Raw genomic sequence first — 19,767 nt, forward strand, 5'->3', positions numbered from 1 at the left:
ACGGGGCTTCGGTGGTCAGCCGACGCCCCAGGACCAGGTGTGGTCGGCGCCGACCAGGCAGGCGAGGACCACGAGGTCGGCGACTCCGAGCGCGAACCCGAGGCGGGCGCGGCCGGGGCGGCTCGTGCCCCGACGCAGGGCGACTACGGCCAGGACCATCGAGGCCGGGCCGAGGAGGAGGTTCATCGCGAGGAGGCCGACCAGGCCCAACAGGAAGGAGGCGACGGCCATACCGTCGGCATCACGGGTGCGGTCGCGGACGCGCCGGGGGCGCCCGGGACCGGCGGCGCGGGCAGCGTGCTCGGCGCGGTCGGGGTGCTCGGCGCACCGGGAGTCGACCACGCGCTCGGTGCGCTCGGTGCGCTCGGTGCGCTCGGTGCGCTCGGTGCGGTCGCGGTCGGTGCGGTCGGTGCGGTCGGTGCGGTCGGTGTCGAGGATGCGGTCGACGGTACTTCGGACGCTCATGACGAACCTTCCTGTCGGTGGACCCGGCGGTGGTGGCGGCCGGACCGTTCGCGGATCGCGAAGATCAACAGCCAGCAGGCGATCGCGGCCGTGACGGCGAGGGAGATGGGGGCCGATACGTGGGCCACGGTCCCCAGGAGGACCCCCATCAGCATCAGGGCCGCTACGAGGAAGAGCATCGTGCTCCCTCCCAAAATAGGTGACAGTTGTTCACTGACTACCCAGTCTAATAGCTCTCATGCCGTCCCGTGTGGCGCGGGGGTTAACTTTCCGTCATGAGTCACACCACCGGAGCCCGTCAGCTCCAACGCCTCAAGACCCGCCGCACCCTGCTCGACGCCGCCCTGGCCCTCCTGGAGGAGCAGAGCTTGGGCAGCCTCGGCCTGCGCGAGGTGACCCGCGCGGCGGGCGTGGCACCGACCGCCTTCTACCGGCACTTCCGTGACATCGAGGACCTCGGCATCGCCCTGGTCGACGAGGCGCTGGAGAATCTGCACGCCACGGTCCGATCCACGCTCGCCACTTCGGGCGACGCCGAGCAACGCATCGCCGGCGCCGTGGAGTTGATGGCCGCCTTGGTACGCGCCTACCCCGCGCACGTCCGCTTCATCGTCCGTGAGCGGCACGGCGGCGTCCGCCGGGTCCGGGAGGCGGTCTCCGGACAGCTCGACGCCTTCGCGGGCGAAGTGGCCGAAAGCCTGGGGTCCGACCCGCTCGGCGCGGGCTGGAGCCGGGACGATCTGTTGATGCTCGCCCGGTTGTACGTCGACCACATGGTGATGACGGCGTCCGCCTTCCTCGCCGCGGCCATGGAGGACAGCGAATGGGACGCGGTCACCCGCACCGCCCTGCGCCAGCTGCGGCTCATCCACGCGGGGCGGGTGCACTGGGTTCCGGCGGGGGCCCTGGCGGCGAGTGACGACGTACCGGGCCCCGACCGCGGAGGCGCCGAGGGCCCGGGCCGGGACGGCGGGGAGGCCGCCACTGCAAGCTGAGGCGCCGCGAGCGAACCGGACGGCGCAGCGAACCGGACGGCGCAGCGAACCGGGCGGCGGAGCGTCTCGGTCCGTTTGGTACCGCGTCCGTTTGGCGGCGAGGACCGGGGTAGGGGCCGGGGGACCGCGGCCGCGGGAGCGCCACCTCGGTGCCGGGTCGCGGGAGAGGAGCCCGTCATGCGCAACCGACTGCTCATCGCGGCGGCCGCCACAGTGGTGACCGCCGGTGTGTGCGGACCCGCGGCGCTCGCCGCCGGTCAGGGGGACACCCAGGACACCGTCTTCCTCACCTCCGTGCACCAAGGCAACCTGGCGGAGATCGCCGCCGGCCAGGACGCGCGGCAGAACGCCACCACGGACTGCGTGAAGACCGTCGCCGCCCGGCTCGTGTCCGACCACCAGAAGCTCGACCAGGACCTGAAGACCGTCGCGGCGCAGCTGAAGACGACCCTGCCCACCGCGCCCACGGCCGATCAGCAGCAGAAGTTGAAGGACGTACAGGCGAAGGCCAAGACCTCCGCGTACGACTCCGCATGGCTCGCCGGACAGGACGCGGCGCACCAGTCGACCCTCGCCTTGATCCGGCTGGAGATCAACAGCGGGCAGGACTCCGCCGCGGTCGCCGCCGCGCGGAAGGCCGAGCCGGTCGTCACCACGCACCTCGACATGGTCCGCGGCGGCACCTGCCACGCCATGTGACCCCGACCCCGCCGGCACGCCCCGCCCGCACGTCCCGCCCCGCCCGCCCCTCACTCAGGGGAGCGGGGCGCGGGCGGGGCGACCACCTCGTGCGGGGGCGGGCCCGGCTGCTCGGGTTGGGGGTGTGCGGAGGCGCCGAGGGGGCGGGCGCCGTGGCGTTCGGGGCGGTGCCCGGCGTGGCTGAGGATCTCCTCGCGCGGAGTGCCCGTCTCCCCCGGCGGTCGCGGGACGATGCGGCGGGCGAGGACCCGGCCCACCCACCGCCGCCCACAGCGCGGGCAGGGGGCGGCGCCGCGCGGGGTGTACGGCGAGGGCACCGGGACGCCGTCGCAGGAGAAGTACTCCCAGTGGCGGCCGTCGGCGTCGCGGTAGTGCTGCACGTCGTAGTCGGTGCTCCATTCGTTCCAGCACCCTCCGCAGGCGAACGCCACGCGTTCCACGGCCAGTTCGGTGATCACCGTGGTCACCTCCTTACGGCGCTCCGGCGTTCCGGCGTTCCGGCGGACGGACCGCGGGCCCGTCCCGGCCCGGCCCGGCCCGGCTCAGCCCAGGGTCGAGATGTCGATCACGAAGCGGTAGCGGACGTCGGAGCCGAGGACCCGCTCGTACGCCTCGTTGATCTTCTCGGCGGGGATCGCTTCGACTTCCGCGCCCACGCCGTGCCCGGCACAGAATTCGAGCATCTCCTGCGTCTCGGGCACGCCGCCGATCATGGAGCCGGCGAAGGAGCGGCGCCGCGACATGACGGAGAAGGCGTTGAAGGACAGCGGTTCCGGCGGGGCTCCGACGTTGACCATGGCACCGTCGAGGGCGAGGAGCGAGAGGTAGGCGTCGATGTCGAGCTTGGCGCTCACCGTGTTCAGGATGAGGTCGAAGGTGCCGGCCAGACGCTCGAAGGTGCCGGGGTCGCCGGTGGCGTAGTACTCCTGGGCGCCCAGGCGCAGCCCGTCGGCCTGCTTCTTCAGTGACTGGGACAGCACGGTGACGTCGGCGCCCATGGCGTGGGCCAGCTTGACGCCCATGTGGCCGAGCCCGCCCAGGCCGACGACCGCCACCTTCTTGCCGCGCCCGGCGCCCCACCGCTTGAGCGGCGAGTAGGTCGTGATGCCGGCGCACAGGAGGGGGGCGGCCTCGTCGAGGGCGAGTCCTTCGGGGATGCGGAGGACGAAGTCCTCGTTGACGACGATGTGGGTGGTGTAGCCGCCGTTGGTGTCGGTGCCGTCCCGGTCGACCGAACCGTAGGTGAAGACGGTCCCGTTCAGGCAGTACTGCTCCTCACCCGAGCGGCACGGTGGGCACTCCCGGCAGGAGTCGACCATGCAGCCGACGCCGACCCGGTCCCCGGCGGCGTGCCGGGTCACCTCCGGGCCGACCTCGGCCACCACCCCGGCGATCTCGTGACCGGGGGCGACGGGGTAGGTCACCGGGCCCCACTCGCCGCGCACGTGGTGGATGTCGGAGTGGCAGATGCCGCAGTACTTGATCTCGATCAGGACGTCGTGCGGGCCGACCTCGCGCCGTTCCACGGTGGCCGGGGCGAGCGGTGCGTTCGCGGCGGTGGCGGCGTAGGCCTTGACGGTGCTCATGTCATTGCCTCCATGGAATGGGGCGACCGGACTCGGCGGAGGGAGCGGCCGAGGAACGCGGCCGAGGGGGCGGCGGGCCGGAGCCGACCGCCGCGGGGCCCGTCCGGGGCCGAGGCTCGGTTCTCACCGTACGTCCATGGTGCCGCGCACGCTGGCCCGGCGGCGGCCCCCGCAGGTCAGGGCCGCGACCCCCGGGCAAGGGCGGCACCCCGGCGGGTCGCGGCGCCGGCCGGCGGCGGGTGCGGGCCGGCGCGGGCGTCACCCGGCCGGGTGACCCCGTTGGCAGCCGGGCCCGGAGCCCGGCTTGCTGGACGGATGAGAGAGCGATCGCCGGGCCCGTCCCGGACACAGAACCTGGAGACCCCGCGGGCGGCGGGAGTGGCGGGCATCGTCTTCGCGGTCCTGCTGGCGGCGGCGATCGTGCTCGCCCGGCTCGGCCTGCCCGCAGGGGCCGGCGGCTCCGCCGTGGAGCTCGACTCGGGACAGCGGGCCTCGGTGAACACCGCCGTGGAGTTGGTCCCCTTCGCCGGTATCGCCTTCCTCTGGTTCATGGGCGCTGTGCGCGCGCACACCGGGGACGCCGAGGACCGGTTCGTCACCACCGTCTTCCTGGGCAGCGGCCTGATCTTCGTCGCCTGCCTCTTCGGGGCCGCCGCTGCCGCCGGGAGCGTGCTCTCCGCCCACCAGCCCCAGGACTTCGGCCGGAACTTCGCGTACGAGCTGCTCACGACGTACGGCATGCGCATGGCCGCCGTCTTCGTCTTCGCGACGTCCACCATCGGGCGCAAGCTCGGGGTTTTCCCGCGCGCCCTGAGCCTGGCCGGGCTGGTGGCGGGCCTGATCCTCCTGGTGGTGGGGTCGTCCGCGCCGTGGTCCGAGCTGGTGTTCCCCGCCTGGGCCCTCCTCGTCAGCGGGTACATCCTGCGGGCCGCCCGCCGCACCCCGGACCGGCCCGCCCGCGCCACCCCGTGAGGGCCCGGCGACCGCGCGCCGTCACCCCGATGGTCCGCGTCGACGGGCCCTGGCGGCGCGCACGCGACAGGCTGGTCCGGGGAGTCCCGGGGGTCACCGAAAGGACCGTACGTTGCTGAGGCTTGTCGTCGATCTCAACCGGTGTCAGGGATACGCGCAGTGCGCCTTCCTCGCGCCCGACGTCTTCGCGATGCACGGGGACGAGGGGCTCCTCTACGATCCCCAGGCCGAGGAGGCCCAGCGCGAACGGCTGGCGCAAGCCGCCGCCGCCTGCCCCGTACAGGCCATCCTGGTGGACGACCTGGACCGCGACCGTGGCCTCACGGCCGCCCGGGACGTCACGGCCGCCGCGGAGGTCCGCGATGCGTGAAGTGACCCTGGACCACCTCAAGCGCGAGGGCCGGATCGTGGTCGTCGGAGCCTCGCTGGCCGGCTTGCGCGCCGCCGAGACCATCCGCGACAAGGGTTTCACCGGCGTGCTGACCATGATCGGCGACGAGCCGTACGAGCCCTACGACCGGCCGCCCCTCTCCAAGAGCGTCCTGCTCGGCAAGTCGACCGCCGAACGCACGGCACTTCCCCGCCGCCGCGCCATCGACGCCGAATGGCGGCTCGGCGTAGCGGCCGCGGGCCTGGACATGGCGGCGCGGCGGGTCAAGCTCGCCGACGGCGACGAGGTCCCGTACGACCGGCTCCTGATCGCCACCGGCGTCCGGGCCCGGCCCTGGCCGAACACGGACGAGGGCGAGCTCGACGGGGTCTTCGTGCTGCGCACCCGCGACGACGGCGCGGCGCTGGCACGGAGGCTGGACGCGGGTCCCCGCCGGGTGCTGGTGATCGGGGCCGGGTTCACCGGTTCGGAGATCGCCTCGGCGTGCCGGGAGCGCGGGCTGGAGGTCACCGTCGCCGAACGCGCGGACGCGCCGCTCGTCGGTGCGCTGGGCGGCGTGATCGGGGCCGTGGCCGCCGAGCTCCAGCGCGAGAACGGCGTCGACCTGCGCACCGGCATCATGGTGACCGGCCTGGAGGGCGACTCCAGTGGGCGGGTCCGCGCCGCGCACCTGTCCGACGGCACCACGGTGGAGTGTGACGTGGTGGTCGTCTCGTTGGGCGCCCAGCGCAACACCGAGTGGTTGGCCGGCTCGGGGCTCGGCGCGGGCCCGCGCGGCATCGCCTGCGACGCGGGCTGCCGGGCCTTCGACATCCGGGGCATCGTCACCGACGACATCTACGTGGCGGGCGACGTGGCCCGCTCCCCGCACCCCCTGTTCGGATACCAGTTCCTGTCCCTGGAGCACTGGGGCAACGCCCTCTCCCAGGCGCAGACCGCGGCGCACAACATGCTCAGCGCGAGCACCGATCGGCGCCCGCACATCTGGGTGCCGGCCTTCTGGTCCTCGCAGTTCGGGGTCAACATCAAGTCCGTCGGCGTGCCGTCGATGGGCTCCGAAATCATGATCACCCAAGGTTCGCTCGCGGAACGCCGTTTCACCGGTGTCTACGGGTACCAGGGCCGCGTCATCGGGGCCGTCACCTTCGACAACTCCCGGTGGTTGCAGTTCTACCAGCAGCAGATCGAGGCGACCGCGCCGTTCCCGGTGCCCTTCTCGACGGTCGACCGGCGCCCCGACGGCCAGCGGCCCGTCCCGGCCGACTTCCCCGACCCGTCCGTGCCCACGCACGGGCCGACCATCACCCTCAGCGGATATTCGCCGGCCGACCGGCGGATGACGTTCACCCCCGCCGGGCACTGACCCGCAGGCCCCCGGAGGACCCGCAATGACCCACGGCATCCTGAGCGACATCCTGGACTACGCCAACCGCGCGAACCCGTACCCGCTGTACGAGGAACTGCGCAAGACTCCCGTCTTCCACGACGGGAGCGGGCCGTACGTCATCAGCACCTACTACGAGATCCAGAGCCTGCTGCACGACCCGCGGCTCAGCTCCGACGCGCGCAACCTGGCCGCGACGGCCGGTGACCCGCTGGCCGGTGAGGGCGAGGAGGAGGCCGCGGCCCTGCCGCCCAGTTTCCTCAAGCTCGATCCGCCCGAACACGACCGGCTCCGCCGGATGACGAACCGCCCCTTCGGGCCGCCGCACTCCCCCCGCCGCGTCGACGGGATGCGCGACGACCTCCGCGCCATCGTCACCGGGCTGATCGACAACCTCGGGGACCCCGGACGGATCGACCTGGTCGACCAGTTCGCCTACCCCTTCCCGGTCACCATGATCTGCCGGCTCCTGGGGGTGCCGCGCGAGGACGAGCCCCGCTTCCACGTCTGGGCGGACACCCTCGCCGCGAGCCTGGACCCCGACCCGGACGCGGACCCCGCCGAACGGCAGCGCCAGACCCACGACTCCCGGATGGAGCTGGGCATGTACCTGGCCGGGCTGATCGAGGAGCGGCGCAAGCAGCCGGGCGACGACATCCTGTCGCAATTGGCCGTGGGGCACGGGCAGGACGAGTCCATGTCGACCATGGAGCTGCTCAGCACCGCCGCCCTGCTGCTGATCGCCGGCCACGAGACGACGGTCAACCTGATCACGAACGGGATGCTCACACTGCTGCGCCACCCCGACGTGCTGGAGCGGCTGCGGCGTGACCCGGCGATCGCGGCGCCGCTGGTGGAGGAACTGCTGCGGTTCGAACCGCCGGTGCAACTGCTGCCGCAGCGCACGCCGCTGGTCGACATCGAGGTGGGCGGCGTCACCATCCCCAAGGGCTCCTCGATGTGGCTGATCCTCGCCTCGGGCAACCGGGACCCCCGGCGCTTCGAGAACCCGGACCGCTTCGACCCGGACCGCCCGGACGTCCAGCACCTGGGCCTCGGCAGCGGCATCCACAGCTGCTTCGGTGCCCCGCTGGCCCGATTGGAGGCCCAGCTCGCCCTCACCGAACTGGCCCGCCGCCTCCACAACCCCCGCCTCCTGGAGGACCCGCCCCCCTACCGCCAGAACGCCGTCCTCCGCGGCCCGCGCCACCTCCGCATCGCCTGCGACGAGGTCCGCGCGTAGGCCCTGTCCGGGCGGAGTTCCCCGGCCCCGGGCAGCCTGGCCGCCCGGGGCTCTTCCGGCTCGGGGCCACGGTTCGGGGGCCACGGTTCGGAGCGGTTCAGCGCTTGCGCGCCACCGTGAGGCCGTCCGCGACGGGGAGCGTGACCGACTCCACGCGCTCGTCGGCCCGCACGTGCGCGTTGAACTCCCGGATGGCCAGGGCGTTGCCCGTGGCGTCGGGGTGTACCGCCTTGCCGCCGTACAGGACGTTGTCCGCCAGCAGCAGGCCGCCCGGGCGGACGCGGGGCACGAGCTCGTCCCAGTAGGCGCGGTAGCCGGTCTTGTCGGCGTCCAGGAACACCAGGTCGATCACCGGCTCGGGCGGAAGGTCGCGGAGGGTCTCCAGGGCGGGGGCGATCCTCAGCTCGATGCGGTCGGCGACGCCGGCCGCCTTCCAGGCCTCTTGGGCGATCCGCGTCCATTCCTCGGAGACGTCGCAGGTGAGGACCTTCCCGCCGGGCAGGAGCCCCTGGGCGAGAGCGAGCGTGGAGTAGCCGGTGAAGGTGCCGACCTCGACGATCCGCAGGGCGCCGCTGAGCTTCGCCAGCAGGGTGAGGAAGACGCCCTGCTCGTGCGGGACCTGCATTTCGGACGGCCCGCCGAGCGCGTGCGTGCGCTCGATCAGCTCCCGCTGGACGGGGGTGATCGGCTCGGCCTGGTCGACCAGGTAGGCGTACACCTCGGGGGTGAGGGGAACGGTCTTCACTTCACCGGAGTTTCGGGTCATAGTCGCGTATTCCTTATCGTAGGGTTGCGCGATCGGGCGATCGACGCGCCGATCATCTTGTCCGGTCGCACGCGCCCACGCATCGGGTTGTTCCGGCAGGGAAACGAGGGCGCGGCCCCTTCGGAAACGGCGCGCTCCACGGCGGGAGCCGTGCTGTCACCCGCCGACCTCGCCTCGGAGTCGTACCGGGCGGTGGTGGCGTCGCGTTCCCGGGCGGGACCACCTCACCGGGGGCGGGAGCGGCGGGGCCGGCCTGGTCTCCCCCGAGTTCGGCCACGACTTCGGGCTGCCGGACCTCCATGGCTCGGACGGGGACGACGGCGTCACCTTCGGCGGCCCGGGCGGGTCAGCCGGCGGCCGGGCGAGCGGCGCGCGGGTTCAGCGCCGCGTACTCCAAAGGCGCGGACGGGTCGACCGTGAGGGCGTACGGGGCCGGTGCCACGCCCGCCCGCACCAGCAGGTCGCCGACGGCCGCGATCATCGCGCCGTTGTCGGTGCACAGCGTCATCGCCGGGACCCGCAGGGTGATCCCGGCGCAGGCGCAGCGCCGCTCGGCCAGGGCGCGAACGCGGGAGTTGGCGGCCACCCCGCCGACCAGCACCAGCGTGGTGACCCCGTACGCCGTGCAGGCCGCGACCGCCTTGCGGGTCAGGACGTCGGCCACCGCCTCTTGGAGCGAGGCGGCCCCGTCTGCGACGGGGGGCTCCTGTCCGCGCAGCCGGTGGCCCTCGGCCCAGCGGGCGGCGGCCGTCTTGAGCCCCGAGAAGGAGAAGGAGTAGGCGTACGGGTCCTGCGTGCGCGGGCCGCCGGTCAGCGGCCGGGGGAAGGCGACGGCGGTGGGGTCGCCGCCGCGGGCGGCCCGGTCGATGGCCGGGCCGCCCGGGTAGGGCAGGCCGAGCACCCGGGCGACCTTGTCGAAGCATTCGCCGGCGGCGTCGTCCAGGGTGTCGCCCAGGTGCAGGATCGGCTCGCGCACGAGGTCCCGTACCAGCAGCAGCGAGGTGTGCCCGCCGGAGACGATCAGCACCACGCAGGGGTCGGGCAGCGGCCCGTGCTCCAGGGTGTCGGCGGCGACGTGCCCGGCGAGGTGGTGGACGCCGTACAGCGGCAGGTCCAGCGCGTAGGCGAGGGTCTTGGCCCCGGCGAGTCCGACCTGGAGCGCGCCGGAGAGACCGGGGCCGGTGGTGACGGCGACCGCATCGAGCTGCGCGGGCCGCAGGCCGGCCTGGTCGAGGGCTCGGCGCACCACCGGGTTGAAGGCGTGCAGGTGGGCGCGGGCCGCGACCTCGGGGACGACCCCGCCGAAGCGGGCGTGCTCGTCCATGCTCGACGCGACGACGTGCGCGAGGAGTTTCCCGTCGCGCACGATCCCCACGCCCGTCTCGTCGCAGGACGACTCGATGCCCAGCACCACCGCAGACCCCACCGGACACATCCTCGACCCTTATTGCGAACTATTCGCAATAAGGGTACCGGAGCGCCTCCCGGGCCCGGCGGGCCGCCGACGGCCTAACCGCGCGGCACCACCGTGGCCAGGACCTTGGGCAGCGGGTACCAGTCCGCGGAGGCGATCGAGGCGTGGTGCCCGGCCATCAGCGCGAGGCGGTCCAGCGCCTGGGTCTCGGTCGGGTGGACACCGTCGATGGCCGGGGCCACGTTCTGGGCGTCGGTGGCGATCAGCAGGTAGTGGTTGCGGTCGTACCAGCCGGTGTCGATGGAGCCGCCCGCGTACGCGCTCGCGTCCCCGTCGAAGACCACGAACCAGGGGCGCAGCGAGGCGTCGGCGTAACGGGCCCGCGGATCACCCGCCTCGGCGCGGTGCACGGCGGGGAAGGCCGCCGCACTGCCGAGCCTGCCCGAGGAGGCGAGGGAGCGCAGGTGGGTGGCGTACTCCCGGTCGGTCCACAGGGTGTCCGCGGCGTTGCCCTCCTCCACCGTGCCGGGTATCAGCTCCACGAGGAACTTGCCGGCCATGGCGGCGCGGCTCGGCCATGCCCCGGCGCGGGCCGCGCTGTCCAGATCGGGGTAGCCGGCGGCCAGCTGCCCGGGCCGGTATACGGCGTCTCCGAGCTTGGAGGTGAGCAGGGCGTCGAGATCGGCGGGACCGCGCCCGAGGTTGGCGGCGAAGCCGTCCTTGAGCTCCAGCTTGAGCACGATCGGGCGGTGGCCGGGGTGCGCGTCGTGCCAGCTGCGGATGTCGGACAGGCAGCCGGCGAGGTTCTGGTCGCGTGACTTGGTGCGCAGTTGGGCGGGGGTGGTGGCGTTCTCGCAGTTGCTGTTGTTGCCGAAGGGGTTGTCGTGCGAGACCCGCCAAGAGCTGCCGAAGAAGTTCGTCCACACGTCGAGTTCGAGCATCGCGGCGCCGGAGTCCAAGGCGTCCGCGAAGTAGGGGTACTTCGCCTTCTCGTAGGCGTTGTGGACGCCGACCCCGGTGGTTCCGGCGTAGGAGGGGCCGCCCTCGGCGCCGGCCGGGGCCGCCGCCCCCAGGGCGAGACCCAGTCCGAGCGCCGCCCCGACCAGACCGGCCAAGGCCCGACCCCTCCACTTGTTCCGCAGTCTCATCTGTTCGGCTCCCCTCGGTCCATGGCCCTCAAGTCGCCTGGAGGGTAGGGGAGTTCGATGACGTGCGGAAGGACGTCGGATGTCGGGAGGGGGCTCGGCCGTCCGATTGTGAGGACCGACACACCGGATGGCGGAACCTCCGCCGGCTCCCGACCGTAGGACGGGGCGTCGGAGGATGGTTCGTCGGGGCGGGGAGCGCCACATGGTGGGCAAGGCGAGGGACGGCGCGGTACGGGTCTGCGTGCTGCTCGGAATCTGCCTCGCCCTGGCCGCCGGCGGCGTCCTGGTGTGGGGGCAACTGCGCGCCGTCGCCTCCCACCGCGCGGACGGCGACCCCGGACAGGGCAGCTATCTCCAGGACCCGGAACGCGCCGACCGCACCGCCGCGGACGTCCTCGACGGGATCGTGTCCGAGGCGGAGGACCCGCCGACCGACGCCGCGGCCTTCGCGCAGACGGAGTCCGGCTCCGGCGCGTCCGGATCACCGGACCCGGTGCGGTGGGCGGACGGCGGCTGGCGACCCTCCTCGCCGCTGCGGGCCCGGACGACCGCCTCCGAGCCCGCGATCGGCGCCCTGTTCTCACCCGGCAACGACTGGGACTCCGATCACCACTGCTCGGCGAGCGTGGTCCACTCGCCCGACGGCGACCTCATCGCCACCGCCGCGCACTGCGTGTACCAGGACGGCTTCCGCACCAACCTGGCCTTCGTCCCCGGCTACCGCGACGGGAAGGCCCCGTACGGCGTGTGGGTGCCCACCCGGATCGATGTGGACCCCCGCTGGACGAGCGGCGAGGACCCGGACCACGACGTGGCCTTCCTGCGACTGCGCCGCCCCGGGCACCCGGGTGAGCGGTTGGAGGACGTCACCGGTGCGCTGACGATCCGCTTCCGCCCCCAACTGCCGCTGCCGGCCCGACTGGTCGGCTACCCGAACGACACCGAGCAACCGCTGGACTGTTACAACACCGCGCGCGCCGAGGGGCCCACGCAGCTGCGGTTGGACTGTGCGGACGTACCCAACGGCACCAGCGGCGGCCCGGTGCTGACCGACGGCCGCACCCTGATCGGGGTCATCGGCGGCCGTGACGGCGGCGGTGACGAGACGACCTCGTACAGCAGTTGGTTCGACGACTCCGTCCGCGCCCTCTACACCCGGGCCACGGGCGGTCACTGACCGCCGCGGTCGACGGCGGTCGGCGGCGGTCGGGGACCGGGGGCCCGGTGGAGCGGCGGCAGGCGGCTGGGTGGTTGTCCGTAGCGTCGTCGTCCATGCCGCAGAGTCTGCGAGGGGATGCGGCGCCGGAGCAGGGCCCGTCCGGGGCGCCCGGAGGCGCGTCGGGGGCGGACGGATACACGTGAGGGCGCCCGTTCGGCGGCCCGGCCGCACGGGGTCGGACGCGGCTGCCCGGCGGGAAGCGGCACGGCGGCGCGGCGACCGGGCACCCGTCGGCAGGCCCGGGCGGCACCCGGTGCCACCCTGGTCCCGGGGCGGGGCACACCGACCAGTAGGCTGCGGGTCCACCCGCTTCCCGTCCCCGAGGTTCCGCGCAGTGAGCTCCGCAGCACCCCCCGCACCCGTGACGGTCGTCGGCCTCGGCGCCGACGGCTGGGCCGGGCTCACCGCCACCGCGCGCTCCGCGCTGGCCACCGCCGAGGTGCTGATCGGCGGCCCCCGGCAACTGGGCCTGCTGCCGGCCGGGGACTGCCCCGGTGAACGCGTCGCCTGGCCGAGCCCGTTGCGGCCGGCCGTGCCGAAGCTGATGGCCGAGCACGCCGGCCGCCGCGTCGCCGTGCTGGCCAGCGGGGACCCCATGTTCTACGGGATCGGCCGCGCCCTCGCCCAGGAACTCGGCCCGCACGCCCTACGGGTCCACCCGCACCCCTCCTCCGTGTCGTACGCCTGCGCCCGCCTGGGCTGGCCGGTGGAGGACACCGAGGTGATCACGGTCGTCGGCCGCCCGGTGGCCCGGATCGCGGCCGCGCTGCACGAGGGGCGGCGGGTGCTGGTGCTCAGCGCCGGGGCGGCGTCCCCGGGCGAGATCGCCGCCCTCCTGCGGGCACGGGGCTTCGGCCCCAGCCGGATGCGGGTGCTGGAACAGCTCGGCTCCGAGGACGAGAACGCGTACGAGGGCCACGCCGACGGTTGGGACCACGCGCCCGGCGACCCCCTGAACGTGGTGGCCGTCGACTGTCGTCGGGACCCGCGTGCGGCCGCGCCGCGACTCGGCGCCACCCCCGGGCTGCCCGACGCCGCCTACGAACACGACGGCCAGCTCACCAAACGTCATGTCCGCGCCGCGACCCTGTGCGCGCTCGCCCCCGCCCCCGGTGAACTGCTGTGGGACATCGGCGGCGGCTCGGGTTCGATCGGCATCGAGTGGATGCGCACGCACCCCTCCTGCCGCGCGGTGACCGTGGAACGGGTCCCGGAGCGGGCCGAGCGGATCGCCCGCAACGCGGCGGCGCTCGGCGTGCCCGGCCTGCGGGTGGTCACCGGCGCCGCCCCGGCGGCGCTGATCGGTCTGCCCACGCCCGACGCGGTGTTCATCGGCGGCGGCCTGACCGCGCCCGGTCTGCTCGACGCGGCCTGGGCGGCGCTGGCGCCCGGCGGCCGGCTGGTGGTCAACACGGTCACCCTGGAGTCGGAGGCCGTACTGGCCGAACGCCACCGTCGGCACGGCGGTGAACTGGTGAAGCTGGCCGTCGCGCACGCCGTGCCGGTCGGCGGCTTCACGGGCTGGCGCCAGGCGATGCCCGTCACCCAGTGGACCGTGATCAAGCCGTGGCCGGAGCCCGGATCACCGGAGCCCGGATCACCGGAGCCGGTATCCCCCGCACCGGCGTCAGAGACGAAGGACCAGACATGACCGTGCACTTCATCGGAGCCGGCCCCGGCGCCGCCGACCTGATCACCGTGCGCGGTGCCCGGACCCTCGCGGCTGCCCCCGTCTGCCTGTACGCGGGCAGCCTGGTCCCGCCCGAACTGCTGGCCGAATGCCCGCCGGGCGCCCGCCTGGTGGACACCTCACGGCTCAACCTGGACGAGATCACCGCGGAGTTCGTCCGCGCCCACGCCGCCGGCCAGGACGTGGCGCGGCTCCACTCCGGTGATCCCTCCGTCTTCTCCGCCGTAGCCGAGCAGATGCGCCGCCTGGACGCGGCCGGCATCCCTTACGAAGTCGTGCCGGGCGTACCGGCCTTCGCGGCGGCCGCCGCCGCGCTCAAGCGGGAACTCACCGTCCCGACCGTCGGCCAGACCGTGATCCTGACCCGGATCGCGCAGCAGGCCACGCCGATGCCGCCCGGCGAGGACCTGGCCACGCTCGGCCGCAGCGGCGCGCTCCTCGTCCTGCACCTGGCCACCCGCTACGCGGAGCGCGTCGTCGCCGAACTGCTGCCGCACTACGGGGCCGACTGCCCGGCGGCGGTGGTCGCGATGGCCAGTCGCCCCGACGAGTTGATCCTGCGCGGCACCCTGGCCGACATCGCGGACCAGGTGAAGGCGGCTGGTTTGGTGCGTACGGCGGTGATCCTGGTCGGCCGCACCCTCGGCGCCGAGCAGTTCCGCGACAGCCACCTGTACTCCGCCGAACGCGACCGGCATGCCTGCTGAACCCGGCCCCGGGCGCCACGTCCTGATCCTGGGCGGCACGACGGAGGCCCGCCGGCTGGCGGAAGCCCTGGAGCCGGCCCCGTACCGGGTGACGACCTCGCTGGCTGGCCGGGTCGGCGCGCCGGTGCTGCCGCCGGGCGAGACCCGGATCGGCGGCTTCGGCGGGGCCGCAGGGCTGGCCGACTGGATCACCGCGCAGGGCGTGACGCACCTGGTCGACGCCACCCACCCGTTCGCGGAGCGGATGAGCTTCAACGCCGCGGAGGCCGCCGCGCTGACGGGCGCCCCACTGCTGGCACTGCGCCGGCCCGGCTGGACGGCGGCCCCCGGCGACACCTGGACCTTCGCGAACTCCCTCCCCGAGGCCGCGTCGCTGCTGCCCGGGTCGGCCCGGCGGATCTTCCTGACGACCGGCCGGATGGGCCTGCACCACTTCGCGCACCTCACGGAGCCCTGGTTCCTGGTGCGTTCGGTGGACGCCCCGGCGGCGCCTGCTCCCCCGCGCCTGGAAGTGCTGCTGGACCGGGGCCCGTTCACCCTCGACGGGGAACGGGAACTGCTGGCCCGGCACCGGATCGACGTACTGGTGACCAAGGACAGCGGGGGCAGCGCCACGGCGCCCAAGCTGACCGCCGCCCGCGAGGCGGGCATCCCGGTGCTCGTCGTACGCCGGCCGCCGGTGCCGCCGGGCGTGCCGGAGGCCGCGTCGGTGGAAGCGGCCCGGCGGTGGCTGTCGGCCCCTCCGGCCTGATCGGCCCTGCCGGGGGGTCACCGTGCCCGAGGGGCGGGGGTTCCTGAATGGGCGACGACCGGGGCAACTCGGCCGACTCCTCGACGCACCTCCGTGACGAGGGCAGTGGCACGCTCCCGCTCTGGGGGGGTGCGCGGTAAGGCCGTCGGGCGGCCGACGGCCCTGATCGTCGCGGGTGGGGCGCAGGTCCTCGACCTGCTCGCCTTCCTCGTCGGCGCGCCGGGCTCGGTATCGCGGCGTGGTCGCCCGGCGCCGGGCGGCGGCGCGCGCGCCGCGGGCAGCCACCCCCCTGGCCGGTTCCCGGAACGTGAAGTGGCCCGGGCGCGGCGACTCGCGGTCGACGCGCCCGGGGCCCGACGGTCTCAGTGCCGGCCCGTCACGGGTAGCGGCGCGGGGTCCAGGTCACGCGACTGCCGTCGGCCCGCTCCGTGACCTGGGTCTGCGAGGAGCCGATCAGCAGGATCGTCCGCATGTCCACTTCTTCCGGCACCAGTTCGCCCAGCGTGACGATCCGGACGGACTGCTCCGGGCCGCCCACGTCCCGCGCGACGACCACCGGGGTCGCCGGTGCGCGCAGTTCGAGCAGCAGCTCGCGGGCCTGCGCCACCTGCCAGGTCCGGCTGCGCGAGCCCGGGTTGTACAGGGCGAGCACGAGATCGGCCTGCGCGGCTGACCTCAGCCGCTCCGCGATGACCTCCCACGGCTTGAGCCGGTCGGAGAGGGAGATCGTGGCGTAGTCGTGGCCCAGCGGGGCCCCCGCCGCCGCGGCGGCCGCGTTGGCCGCGGTCACCCCCGGCAGGACCCGTACGGGCACGTCCTTGTACTCCGCCTGGCCCGCGACCTCCAGGACCGCGGTGGCCATGGCGAAGACCCCGGGGTCACCGCCGGAGACCACGGCCACCCGCTTGCCGCGCCGGGCGAGGTCGAGGGCGAACTCGGCGCGCTCGGACTCCACCTTGTTGTCGGAACCGTGCCGGATCTGGCCCGGCTTCACCGGCACCCGGTCCAGGTACGTCGTGTACCCGACGAGCACCTCGGCGTCCGCGAGCGCCCGCCGGGTCTGCGGCGTCAGCCACAACGGCCCGGCCGGCCCGGTGCCGACGACCACGACCTCGCCCGGCCCCGACGGCACGCTGCCCGGGTTGCCGACGCGGCTCGGCACTACGGCGACGGCGAAGTACGGGACGCTGTCCGGGTCGGTGTCGGCGAGGACACCGGTCCGCTCCCCCGCCATGGTGGCGCGCTCGACGTAACGCGCCTCCGCGAGCCTGCCGCTGCTCTCCATGGCCCGCCGCACGGCGGGGAAGGTACGGCCGAGCTTCATGACGACCGCCGAGTCGGTGGCGGCCAGCCGGGCCGTCAACTCCTCCTCGGGCAGGGTGCCGGGCAGGATGGTCAGTACCTCCTCGCCCTCCACCAGCGGGGTGCCCAGTCGCGCGGCGGCGGCGCTCACCGAGGTCACCCCGGGGATCACCTCGGCCTCGTAGCGGTCGGCGAGCCGCTTGTGCATGTGCATGTAGGAGCCGTAGAACAGCGGGTCGCCCTCCGCGAGGACGGCGACGGTCCTGCCGGCGTCGAGGTGCGCGGCCAGGCGGGCCGCGGCGGCCTCGTAGAACTCCTCCATCGCGCCCTGGTAGCCCCCGGGGTGGTCGGTGGTCTCGGTGGTGACCGGGTAGACCAGCGGTTCCTCGATGTGGTCGGCGCGCAGGTGCTCGGCGGCGATCGAGCGGGCGATGGACCGGCCGTGGCGCGCGGAGTGGTAGGCGACGACATCGGCCTGCGCGATCACCTCGACGGCGCGCAGGGTCATCAGGGAGGGGTCGCCGGGCCCGAGCCCCACCCCGTAGAGCCGGCCCTTGGCTGCGGTGGCGGCGGTGGCGCCAGTCGCTTCGGTGGTGCTCATTCTTCCTCGCTCGCGATCGCGTTGACGGCGGCGGCGGCGATGGCACTGCCACCGCGCCGGCCGCGCACGATCAAGTGGTCCAGCCCGGAGGGGTGTGCGGCGAGCGCGTCCTTCGACTCGGCCGCGCCGATGAAGCCGACCGGTACGCCGATCACGGCGGCGGGGCGCGGCGCGCCCTCCCCGATCATCTCCAGCAGCCGGAACAGCGCGGTCGGCGCGTTGCCGACGGCGATCACCGAGCCCTCCAACAGGCCCCGGTCGCGCCAGACTTCGAGTGCGGCGGCGCTACGGGTGGTGCCCATCTTCGCGGCGAGTGCCGGTACGGCCGGGTCGGAGAGGGTGCAGACGACCTCGTTGTCGGCGGGCAGCCGCTTGCGGGTGACCCCGCTCGCCACCATCTGTACGTCGCACAGGACCGGGGCTCCGGCGTTCAGGGCCGCCCGGGCCCGCAGCACGACGTCGGGCGTGTAGCCGAGGTCCTGGGGCAGGTCGGTCATCCCGCAGGCGTGGATCATGCGCACCGCGACCTGGGCGACCGAGGCGGGCAGCCCGGAGAGGTCCGCCTCGGCGCGGATCGTGGCAAAGGACTGGCGGTAGATGGCCGCGCCGTCCTTCTCGTACTCGAACACTGTGTACTCGCTCATTTCTTCGCTGCGTCGTGGGAGGTGGTGCGGCGTGCGTCCCTGAGGGCCGCGGCAAGGTCGGAGGGGTGTACGCCCTGGTGCGGGGCGCGGCCGGGGACGCGGAGGTCGTACCCGTCGGGGGTCGCGAGCACGTCCACCCAGGCGGTCCCGCGCGGGTGCCCGCAGCGTCGTTCGCATCCCGACCAGTGAACGGGCACCGGCCCTGCCGCCCGCGCGGTGACGTCCCGCGCGTCGGCGCGCACGTCGCGGTGGGAGCGGGCGCACCCCGGTTGGCCCGTACAGGCGGTGACGGATCGTCGGGGGTCGGCCGGGGCGGTGATCAGCCCGGCGTCGGCGAGGGCGGCGAGGGCGTCCCCCGCGGCGGGGGCGGTCAGTCCGGGGACGACGATCCCGCGCCAGGGGGTCAGGCGCAGCCGCCCCGTGAGGCCCGCCAGGAGGCTCCACTGGGCGGTGGTGAGGCGGCCCAGGGGCGCGAGCACGGAGAGCGCGACGCTCTGCCCGGGCCCTTCGACCAGGCCGGGTTCGGGGGCGGGATCGGAGGACGCGCCGGCCGGGGGCGCGGCGCCGGTGACGGGAATCGCGGTGGCGGTGATCGAAGAATCGGCCAACCGAACCCTCAACTCCCGTACATCGAGAGGATGTTCGGGAGGCAATTCGGTAATTCGCCAGGACCGCGCGCCGGCTTCCCGTGCGGCGTCGAGGAAGTACCGGGCGGCGACGAGGGCGGCCCGGGGCGCGTCGGCGGCGGCCAGCAGCAGGCCTTCGCGGGCGCCTGCCGTCGTGAGCAGGGCGTGCTCGGGGCCCCGTGCGAGGAGGGTCACGTCCGCGTCGAGGCGACTCACGTCGCCGCGTCCGTCGTCGAGGGCGAACAGGAACCGCCCGGACAGGGCGGTCGCCTCTTCGCTCGCGCAGAGCAGCCGGTCCAGCTCCGTGACCCAGGGCGCCACGTCGGGCAGCCCGCCCCGGTCGAGGCCGGTCAGCGGGGAGGCGACGACGTTGCGGACCCGCTCGTGGGAGGGCGCGGGCAGGAGCCCCGCGTCGGCCAGGACGCGGGCCAGTTCGCCTCCGCAGCCCTCCCCGAGGCCGCGCAACTGGGCGTTGCCGCGCGAGGTGAGGTCGATGTGCCCGTCGCCGAGCCGGTCCGCCGCGTCGGCGAGCATCCCGGCCGCGTGCGCCCCGAGCATGCCGCCGGGTATCCGCACCCGGGCGAGGTACCCGTCGTCCGCCCGGTGCAACCGCAGCGCGCCCGGGCAGGCGTCGCCTCGGTCCCGTATGACGGGTTCGTCCCGCGATGCGGCGGAAGGGGGCTGGGGCATGGCCGCGAGCATACCCACGATTCTGCGCCCGCCCGCTGTGTCGATCACCACCACTACCGGCCACATCCGGCCCCGCCGCACAATCCAGCCCCGCGACACAACCCACCCCCGCCGCACAATCCAGCCCGCCCCACAATCCACCCCCGCCGCACAATCCAGCCCCGCCGGCGTTTGAGGCGCAGGGGCCCGGGGGCAGAGCCCCCGCAACGGCCCGCACCCACGCCCGCGCCGCAACCACACCGCACCCCGCACCCGCGCCACAGGCATCCCGCACCCCGGCACCCACCCCCTCCCCCGGCCACCTAAGATGACCACCGGCGGGCCACACGGCCCGTCATCGCCGAGGACGGCGACATGGGAGGAAGCCCGGTGCGATTCCGGCGCGGTCCCGCCACTGTGAACCCCGCCGAGCGATCGGTCGGGTGAGTCAGGAACTCCCGCTGTCCTCACTGCCCGGGGCGCGGAAACCCCGAG

The 19,767-nt window shown here is 74.2% G+C and carries 20 protein-coding genes and 1 riboswitch; of the genes, 10 read left to right on the forward strand and 10 right to left on the reverse strand.

Annotation, left to right across the window (positions count from 1 at the left end; translation table 11 throughout):
* Positions 1 to 15: 15 nt before the first annotated feature.
* Positions 16 to 465 carry a DUF4190 domain-containing protein gene (locus ACV7NM_RS07330; protein WP_463409512.1) on the reverse strand — a complete coding sequence of 150 codons (450 nt, stop codon included), beginning with the start codon at positions 463 to 465 and terminating at the stop codon, positions 16 to 18.
* Positions 462 to 644 carry a hypothetical protein gene (locus tag ACV7NM_RS07335; protein ID WP_463409513.1) on the reverse strand — a complete coding sequence of 61 codons (183 nt, stop codon included), beginning with the start codon at positions 642 to 644 and terminating at the stop codon, positions 462 to 464. Before ACV7NM_RS07335 ends, ACV7NM_RS07330 begins: the two co-directional genes overlap by 4 nt.
* Before the next feature lie 96 nt (positions 645 to 740).
* On the opposite strand from ACV7NM_RS07335, the gene ACV7NM_RS07340 reads away from it, so the two are divergent.
* Entirely contained in the window at positions 741 to 1,460 is a 720-nt protein-coding gene (locus tag ACV7NM_RS07340) for a TetR family transcriptional regulator (protein WP_463409514.1), read from the forward strand.
* 177 nt (positions 1,461 to 1,637) lie between these two features.
* Positions 1,638 to 2,159, forward strand: coding sequence for a DUF4142 domain-containing protein (locus tag ACV7NM_RS07345; protein ID WP_463409515.1), 522 nt, complete (start codon positions 1,638 to 1,640; stop codon positions 2,157 to 2,159).
* 50 nt (positions 2,160 to 2,209) lie between these two features.
* Here ACV7NM_RS07345 and ACV7NM_RS07350 read toward each other — a convergent pair whose 3' ends face one another.
* Together ACV7NM_RS07350 and ACV7NM_RS07355 are read right to left on the reverse strand one after the other, a co-directional pair.
* Positions 2,210 to 2,626 (reverse strand): hypothetical protein, encoded by a 417-nt coding sequence (locus ACV7NM_RS07350; RefSeq protein ID WP_463409516.1) that lies wholly within the window; start codon positions 2,624 to 2,626, stop codon positions 2,210 to 2,212.
* A gap of 75 nt (positions 2,627 to 2,701) precedes the next feature.
* A complete protein-coding gene (locus ACV7NM_RS07355; RefSeq protein WP_463409517.1) occupies positions 2,702 to 3,745 on the reverse strand; it encodes an NAD(P)-dependent alcohol dehydrogenase in 1,044 nt (347 codons plus the stop codon).
* A gap of 315 nt (positions 3,746 to 4,060) precedes the next feature.
* Here ACV7NM_RS07355 and ACV7NM_RS07360 point away from each other — a divergent pair, with 315 nt between their 5' ends.
* From ACV7NM_RS07360 to ACV7NM_RS07375, 4 genes are all read left to right on the forward strand, one after another.
* Entirely contained in the window at positions 4,061 to 4,717 is a 657-nt protein-coding gene (locus ACV7NM_RS07360) for a hypothetical protein (protein WP_463409518.1), read from the forward strand.
* Positions 4,718 to 4,832: 115 nt separating this feature from the next.
* A complete protein-coding gene (locus tag ACV7NM_RS07365) occupies positions 4,833 to 5,087 on the forward strand; it encodes a ferredoxin (protein WP_463413864.1) in 255 nt (84 codons plus the stop codon).
* Positions 5,080 to 6,471, forward strand: coding sequence for an NAD(P)/FAD-dependent oxidoreductase (locus ACV7NM_RS07370; RefSeq protein WP_463409519.1), 1,392 nt, complete (start codon positions 5,080 to 5,082; stop codon positions 6,469 to 6,471). The genes ACV7NM_RS07365 and ACV7NM_RS07370 overlap by 8 nt, the downstream gene beginning before the upstream one ends.
* Positions 6,472 to 6,496: 25 nt before the next feature.
* Positions 6,497 to 7,735 carry a cytochrome P450 gene (locus tag ACV7NM_RS07375; protein WP_463409520.1) on the forward strand — a complete coding sequence of 413 codons (1,239 nt, stop codon included), beginning with the start codon at positions 6,497 to 6,499 and terminating at the stop codon, positions 7,733 to 7,735.
* Between the two features lie 97 nt (positions 7,736 to 7,832).
* On the opposite strand, the gene ACV7NM_RS07380 is transcribed toward ACV7NM_RS07375, so the two are convergent.
* From ACV7NM_RS07380 to ACV7NM_RS07390, 3 genes are all read right to left on the reverse strand, one after another.
* The gene (locus tag ACV7NM_RS07380; RefSeq protein WP_463409521.1) at positions 7,833 to 8,501 is read right to left on the reverse strand and encodes an O-methyltransferase; all 669 of its coding nucleotides are present in this window, start codon (positions 8,499 to 8,501) and stop codon (positions 7,833 to 7,835) included.
* 346 nt (positions 8,502 to 8,847) lie between these two features.
* Positions 8,848 to 9,927, reverse strand: a complete 1,080-nt coding sequence (tsaD, locus tag ACV7NM_RS07385; RefSeq protein ID WP_463409522.1) for a tRNA (adenosine(37)-N6)-threonylcarbamoyltransferase complex transferase subunit TsaD — start codon at positions 9,925 to 9,927, stop codon at positions 8,848 to 8,850.
* A gap of 83 nt (positions 9,928 to 10,010) precedes the next feature.
* Positions 10,011 to 11,063 (reverse strand): phosphatidylinositol-specific phospholipase C domain-containing protein, encoded by a 1,053-nt coding sequence (locus ACV7NM_RS07390; protein WP_463409523.1) that lies wholly within the window; start codon positions 11,061 to 11,063, stop codon positions 10,011 to 10,013.
* 202 nt (positions 11,064 to 11,265) lie between these two features.
* Between ACV7NM_RS07390 and ACV7NM_RS07395 the strand changes: the two genes are divergently transcribed.
* The 4 genes from ACV7NM_RS07395 to ACV7NM_RS07410 all read left to right on the forward strand — a co-directional run bounded on the left by ACV7NM_RS07395 (position 11,266) and on the right by ACV7NM_RS07410 (position 15,430).
* Complete coding sequence (locus tag ACV7NM_RS07395) at positions 11,266 to 12,240, forward strand: trypsin-like serine peptidase (protein ID WP_463409524.1); 975 nt, start codon at positions 11,266 to 11,268, stop codon at positions 12,238 to 12,240.
* Between the two features lie 376 nt (positions 12,241 to 12,616).
* Positions 12,617 to 13,933 carry a precorrin-6y C5,15-methyltransferase (decarboxylating) subunit CbiE gene (gene cbiE / locus ACV7NM_RS07400; protein WP_463409525.1) on the forward strand — a complete coding sequence of 439 codons (1,317 nt, stop codon included), beginning with the start codon at positions 12,617 to 12,619 and terminating at the stop codon, positions 13,931 to 13,933.
* A complete protein-coding gene (gene cobM, locus ACV7NM_RS07405) occupies positions 13,930 to 14,679 on the forward strand; it encodes a precorrin-4 C(11)-methyltransferase (protein WP_463409526.1) in 750 nt (249 codons plus the stop codon). The genes cbiE and cobM overlap by 4 nt, the downstream gene beginning before the upstream one ends.
* Positions 14,669 to 15,430, forward strand: a complete 762-nt coding sequence (locus ACV7NM_RS07410; RefSeq protein WP_463409527.1) for a cobalt-precorrin-6A reductase — start codon at positions 14,669 to 14,671, stop codon at positions 15,428 to 15,430. Before cobM ends, ACV7NM_RS07410 begins: the two co-directional genes overlap by 11 nt.
* Positions 15,431 to 15,806: 376 nt before the next feature.
* Here ACV7NM_RS07410 and ACV7NM_RS07415 read toward each other — a convergent pair whose 3' ends face one another.
* The 3 genes from ACV7NM_RS07415 to cobG are packed head-to-tail and all read right to left on the reverse strand — an operon-like array spanning position 15,807 to position 19,293.
* Positions 15,807 to 17,333, reverse strand: a complete 1,527-nt coding sequence (locus ACV7NM_RS07415) for a precorrin-2 C(20)-methyltransferase (RefSeq protein WP_463409528.1) — start codon at positions 17,331 to 17,333, stop codon at positions 15,807 to 15,809.
* Positions 17,330 to 17,977, reverse strand: coding sequence for a precorrin-8X methylmutase (locus ACV7NM_RS07420; protein ID WP_463409529.1), 648 nt, complete (start codon positions 17,975 to 17,977; stop codon positions 17,330 to 17,332). The genes ACV7NM_RS07415 and ACV7NM_RS07420 overlap by 4 nt, the downstream gene beginning before the upstream one ends.
* On the reverse strand, positions 17,974 to 19,293 hold the full coding sequence (cobG, locus tag ACV7NM_RS07425) for a precorrin-3B synthase (protein ID WP_463409530.1): 1,320 nt from the start codon (positions 19,291 to 19,293) through the stop codon (positions 17,974 to 17,976). Before cobG ends, ACV7NM_RS07420 begins: the two co-directional genes overlap by 4 nt.
* Before the next feature lie 323 nt (positions 19,294 to 19,616).
* A riboswitch (cobalamin riboswitch) is annotated at positions 19,617 to 19,743 on the forward strand.
* The last annotated feature ends 24 nt before the right edge of the window (positions 19,744 to 19,767 follow it).

It is taken from the genome of Streptomyces sp. Tek67B01 (assembly GCF_055231995.1).

Coding starts and splice junctions, on each gene's coding strand:
- cobG (WP_463409530.1), bottom strand. CDS start 19,293: ATGCCCCAGCCCCCTTCCGCCGCATCGCGGGACGAACCCGTCATACGG.
- ACV7NM_RS07415 (WP_463409528.1), bottom strand. CDS start 17,333: ATGAGCACCACCGAAGCGACTGGCGCCACCGCCGCCACCGCAGCCAAG.
- cobM (WP_463409526.1), top strand. CDS start 13,930: ATGACCGTGCACTTCATCGGAGCCGGCCCCGGCGCCGCCGACCTGATC.
- ACV7NM_RS07360 (WP_463409518.1), top strand. CDS start 4,061: ATGAGAGAGCGATCGCCGGGCCCGTCCCGGACACAGAACCTGGAGACC.
- ACV7NM_RS07390 (WP_463409523.1), bottom strand. CDS start 11,063: ATGAGACTGCGGAACAAGTGGAGGGGTCGGGCCTTGGCCGGTCTGGTC.
- ACV7NM_RS07380 (WP_463409521.1), bottom strand. CDS start 8,501: ATGACCCGAAACTCCGGTGAAGTGAAGACCGTTCCCCTCACCCCCGAG.
- ACV7NM_RS07340 (WP_463409514.1), top strand. CDS start 741: ATGAGTCACACCACCGGAGCCCGTCAGCTCCAACGCCTCAAGACCCGC.
- ACV7NM_RS07370 (WP_463409519.1), top strand. CDS start 5,080: ATGCGTGAAGTGACCCTGGACCACCTCAAGCGCGAGGGCCGGATCGTG.
- ACV7NM_RS07335 (WP_463409513.1), bottom strand. CDS start 644: ATGCTCTTCCTCGTAGCGGCCCTGATGCTGATGGGGGTCCTCCTGGGG.
- ACV7NM_RS07345 (WP_463409515.1), top strand. CDS start 1,638: ATGCGCAACCGACTGCTCATCGCGGCGGCCGCCACAGTGGTGACCGCC.
- ACV7NM_RS07355 (WP_463409517.1), bottom strand. CDS start 3,745: ATGAGCACCGTCAAGGCCTACGCCGCCACCGCCGCGAACGCACCGCTC.
- ACV7NM_RS07375 (WP_463409520.1), top strand. CDS start 6,497: ATGACCCACGGCATCCTGAGCGACATCCTGGACTACGCCAACCGCGCG.
- ACV7NM_RS07420 (WP_463409529.1), bottom strand. CDS start 17,977: ATGAGCGAGTACACAGTGTTCGAGTACGAGAAGGACGGCGCGGCCATC.
- ACV7NM_RS07330 (WP_463409512.1), bottom strand. CDS start 465: ATGAGCGTCCGAAGTACCGTCGACCGCATCCTCGACACCGACCGCACC.
- ACV7NM_RS07410 (WP_463409527.1), top strand. CDS start 14,669: ATGCCTGCTGAACCCGGCCCCGGGCGCCACGTCCTGATCCTGGGCGGC.
- ACV7NM_RS07395 (WP_463409524.1), top strand. CDS start 11,266: ATGGTGGGCAAGGCGAGGGACGGCGCGGTACGGGTCTGCGTGCTGCTC.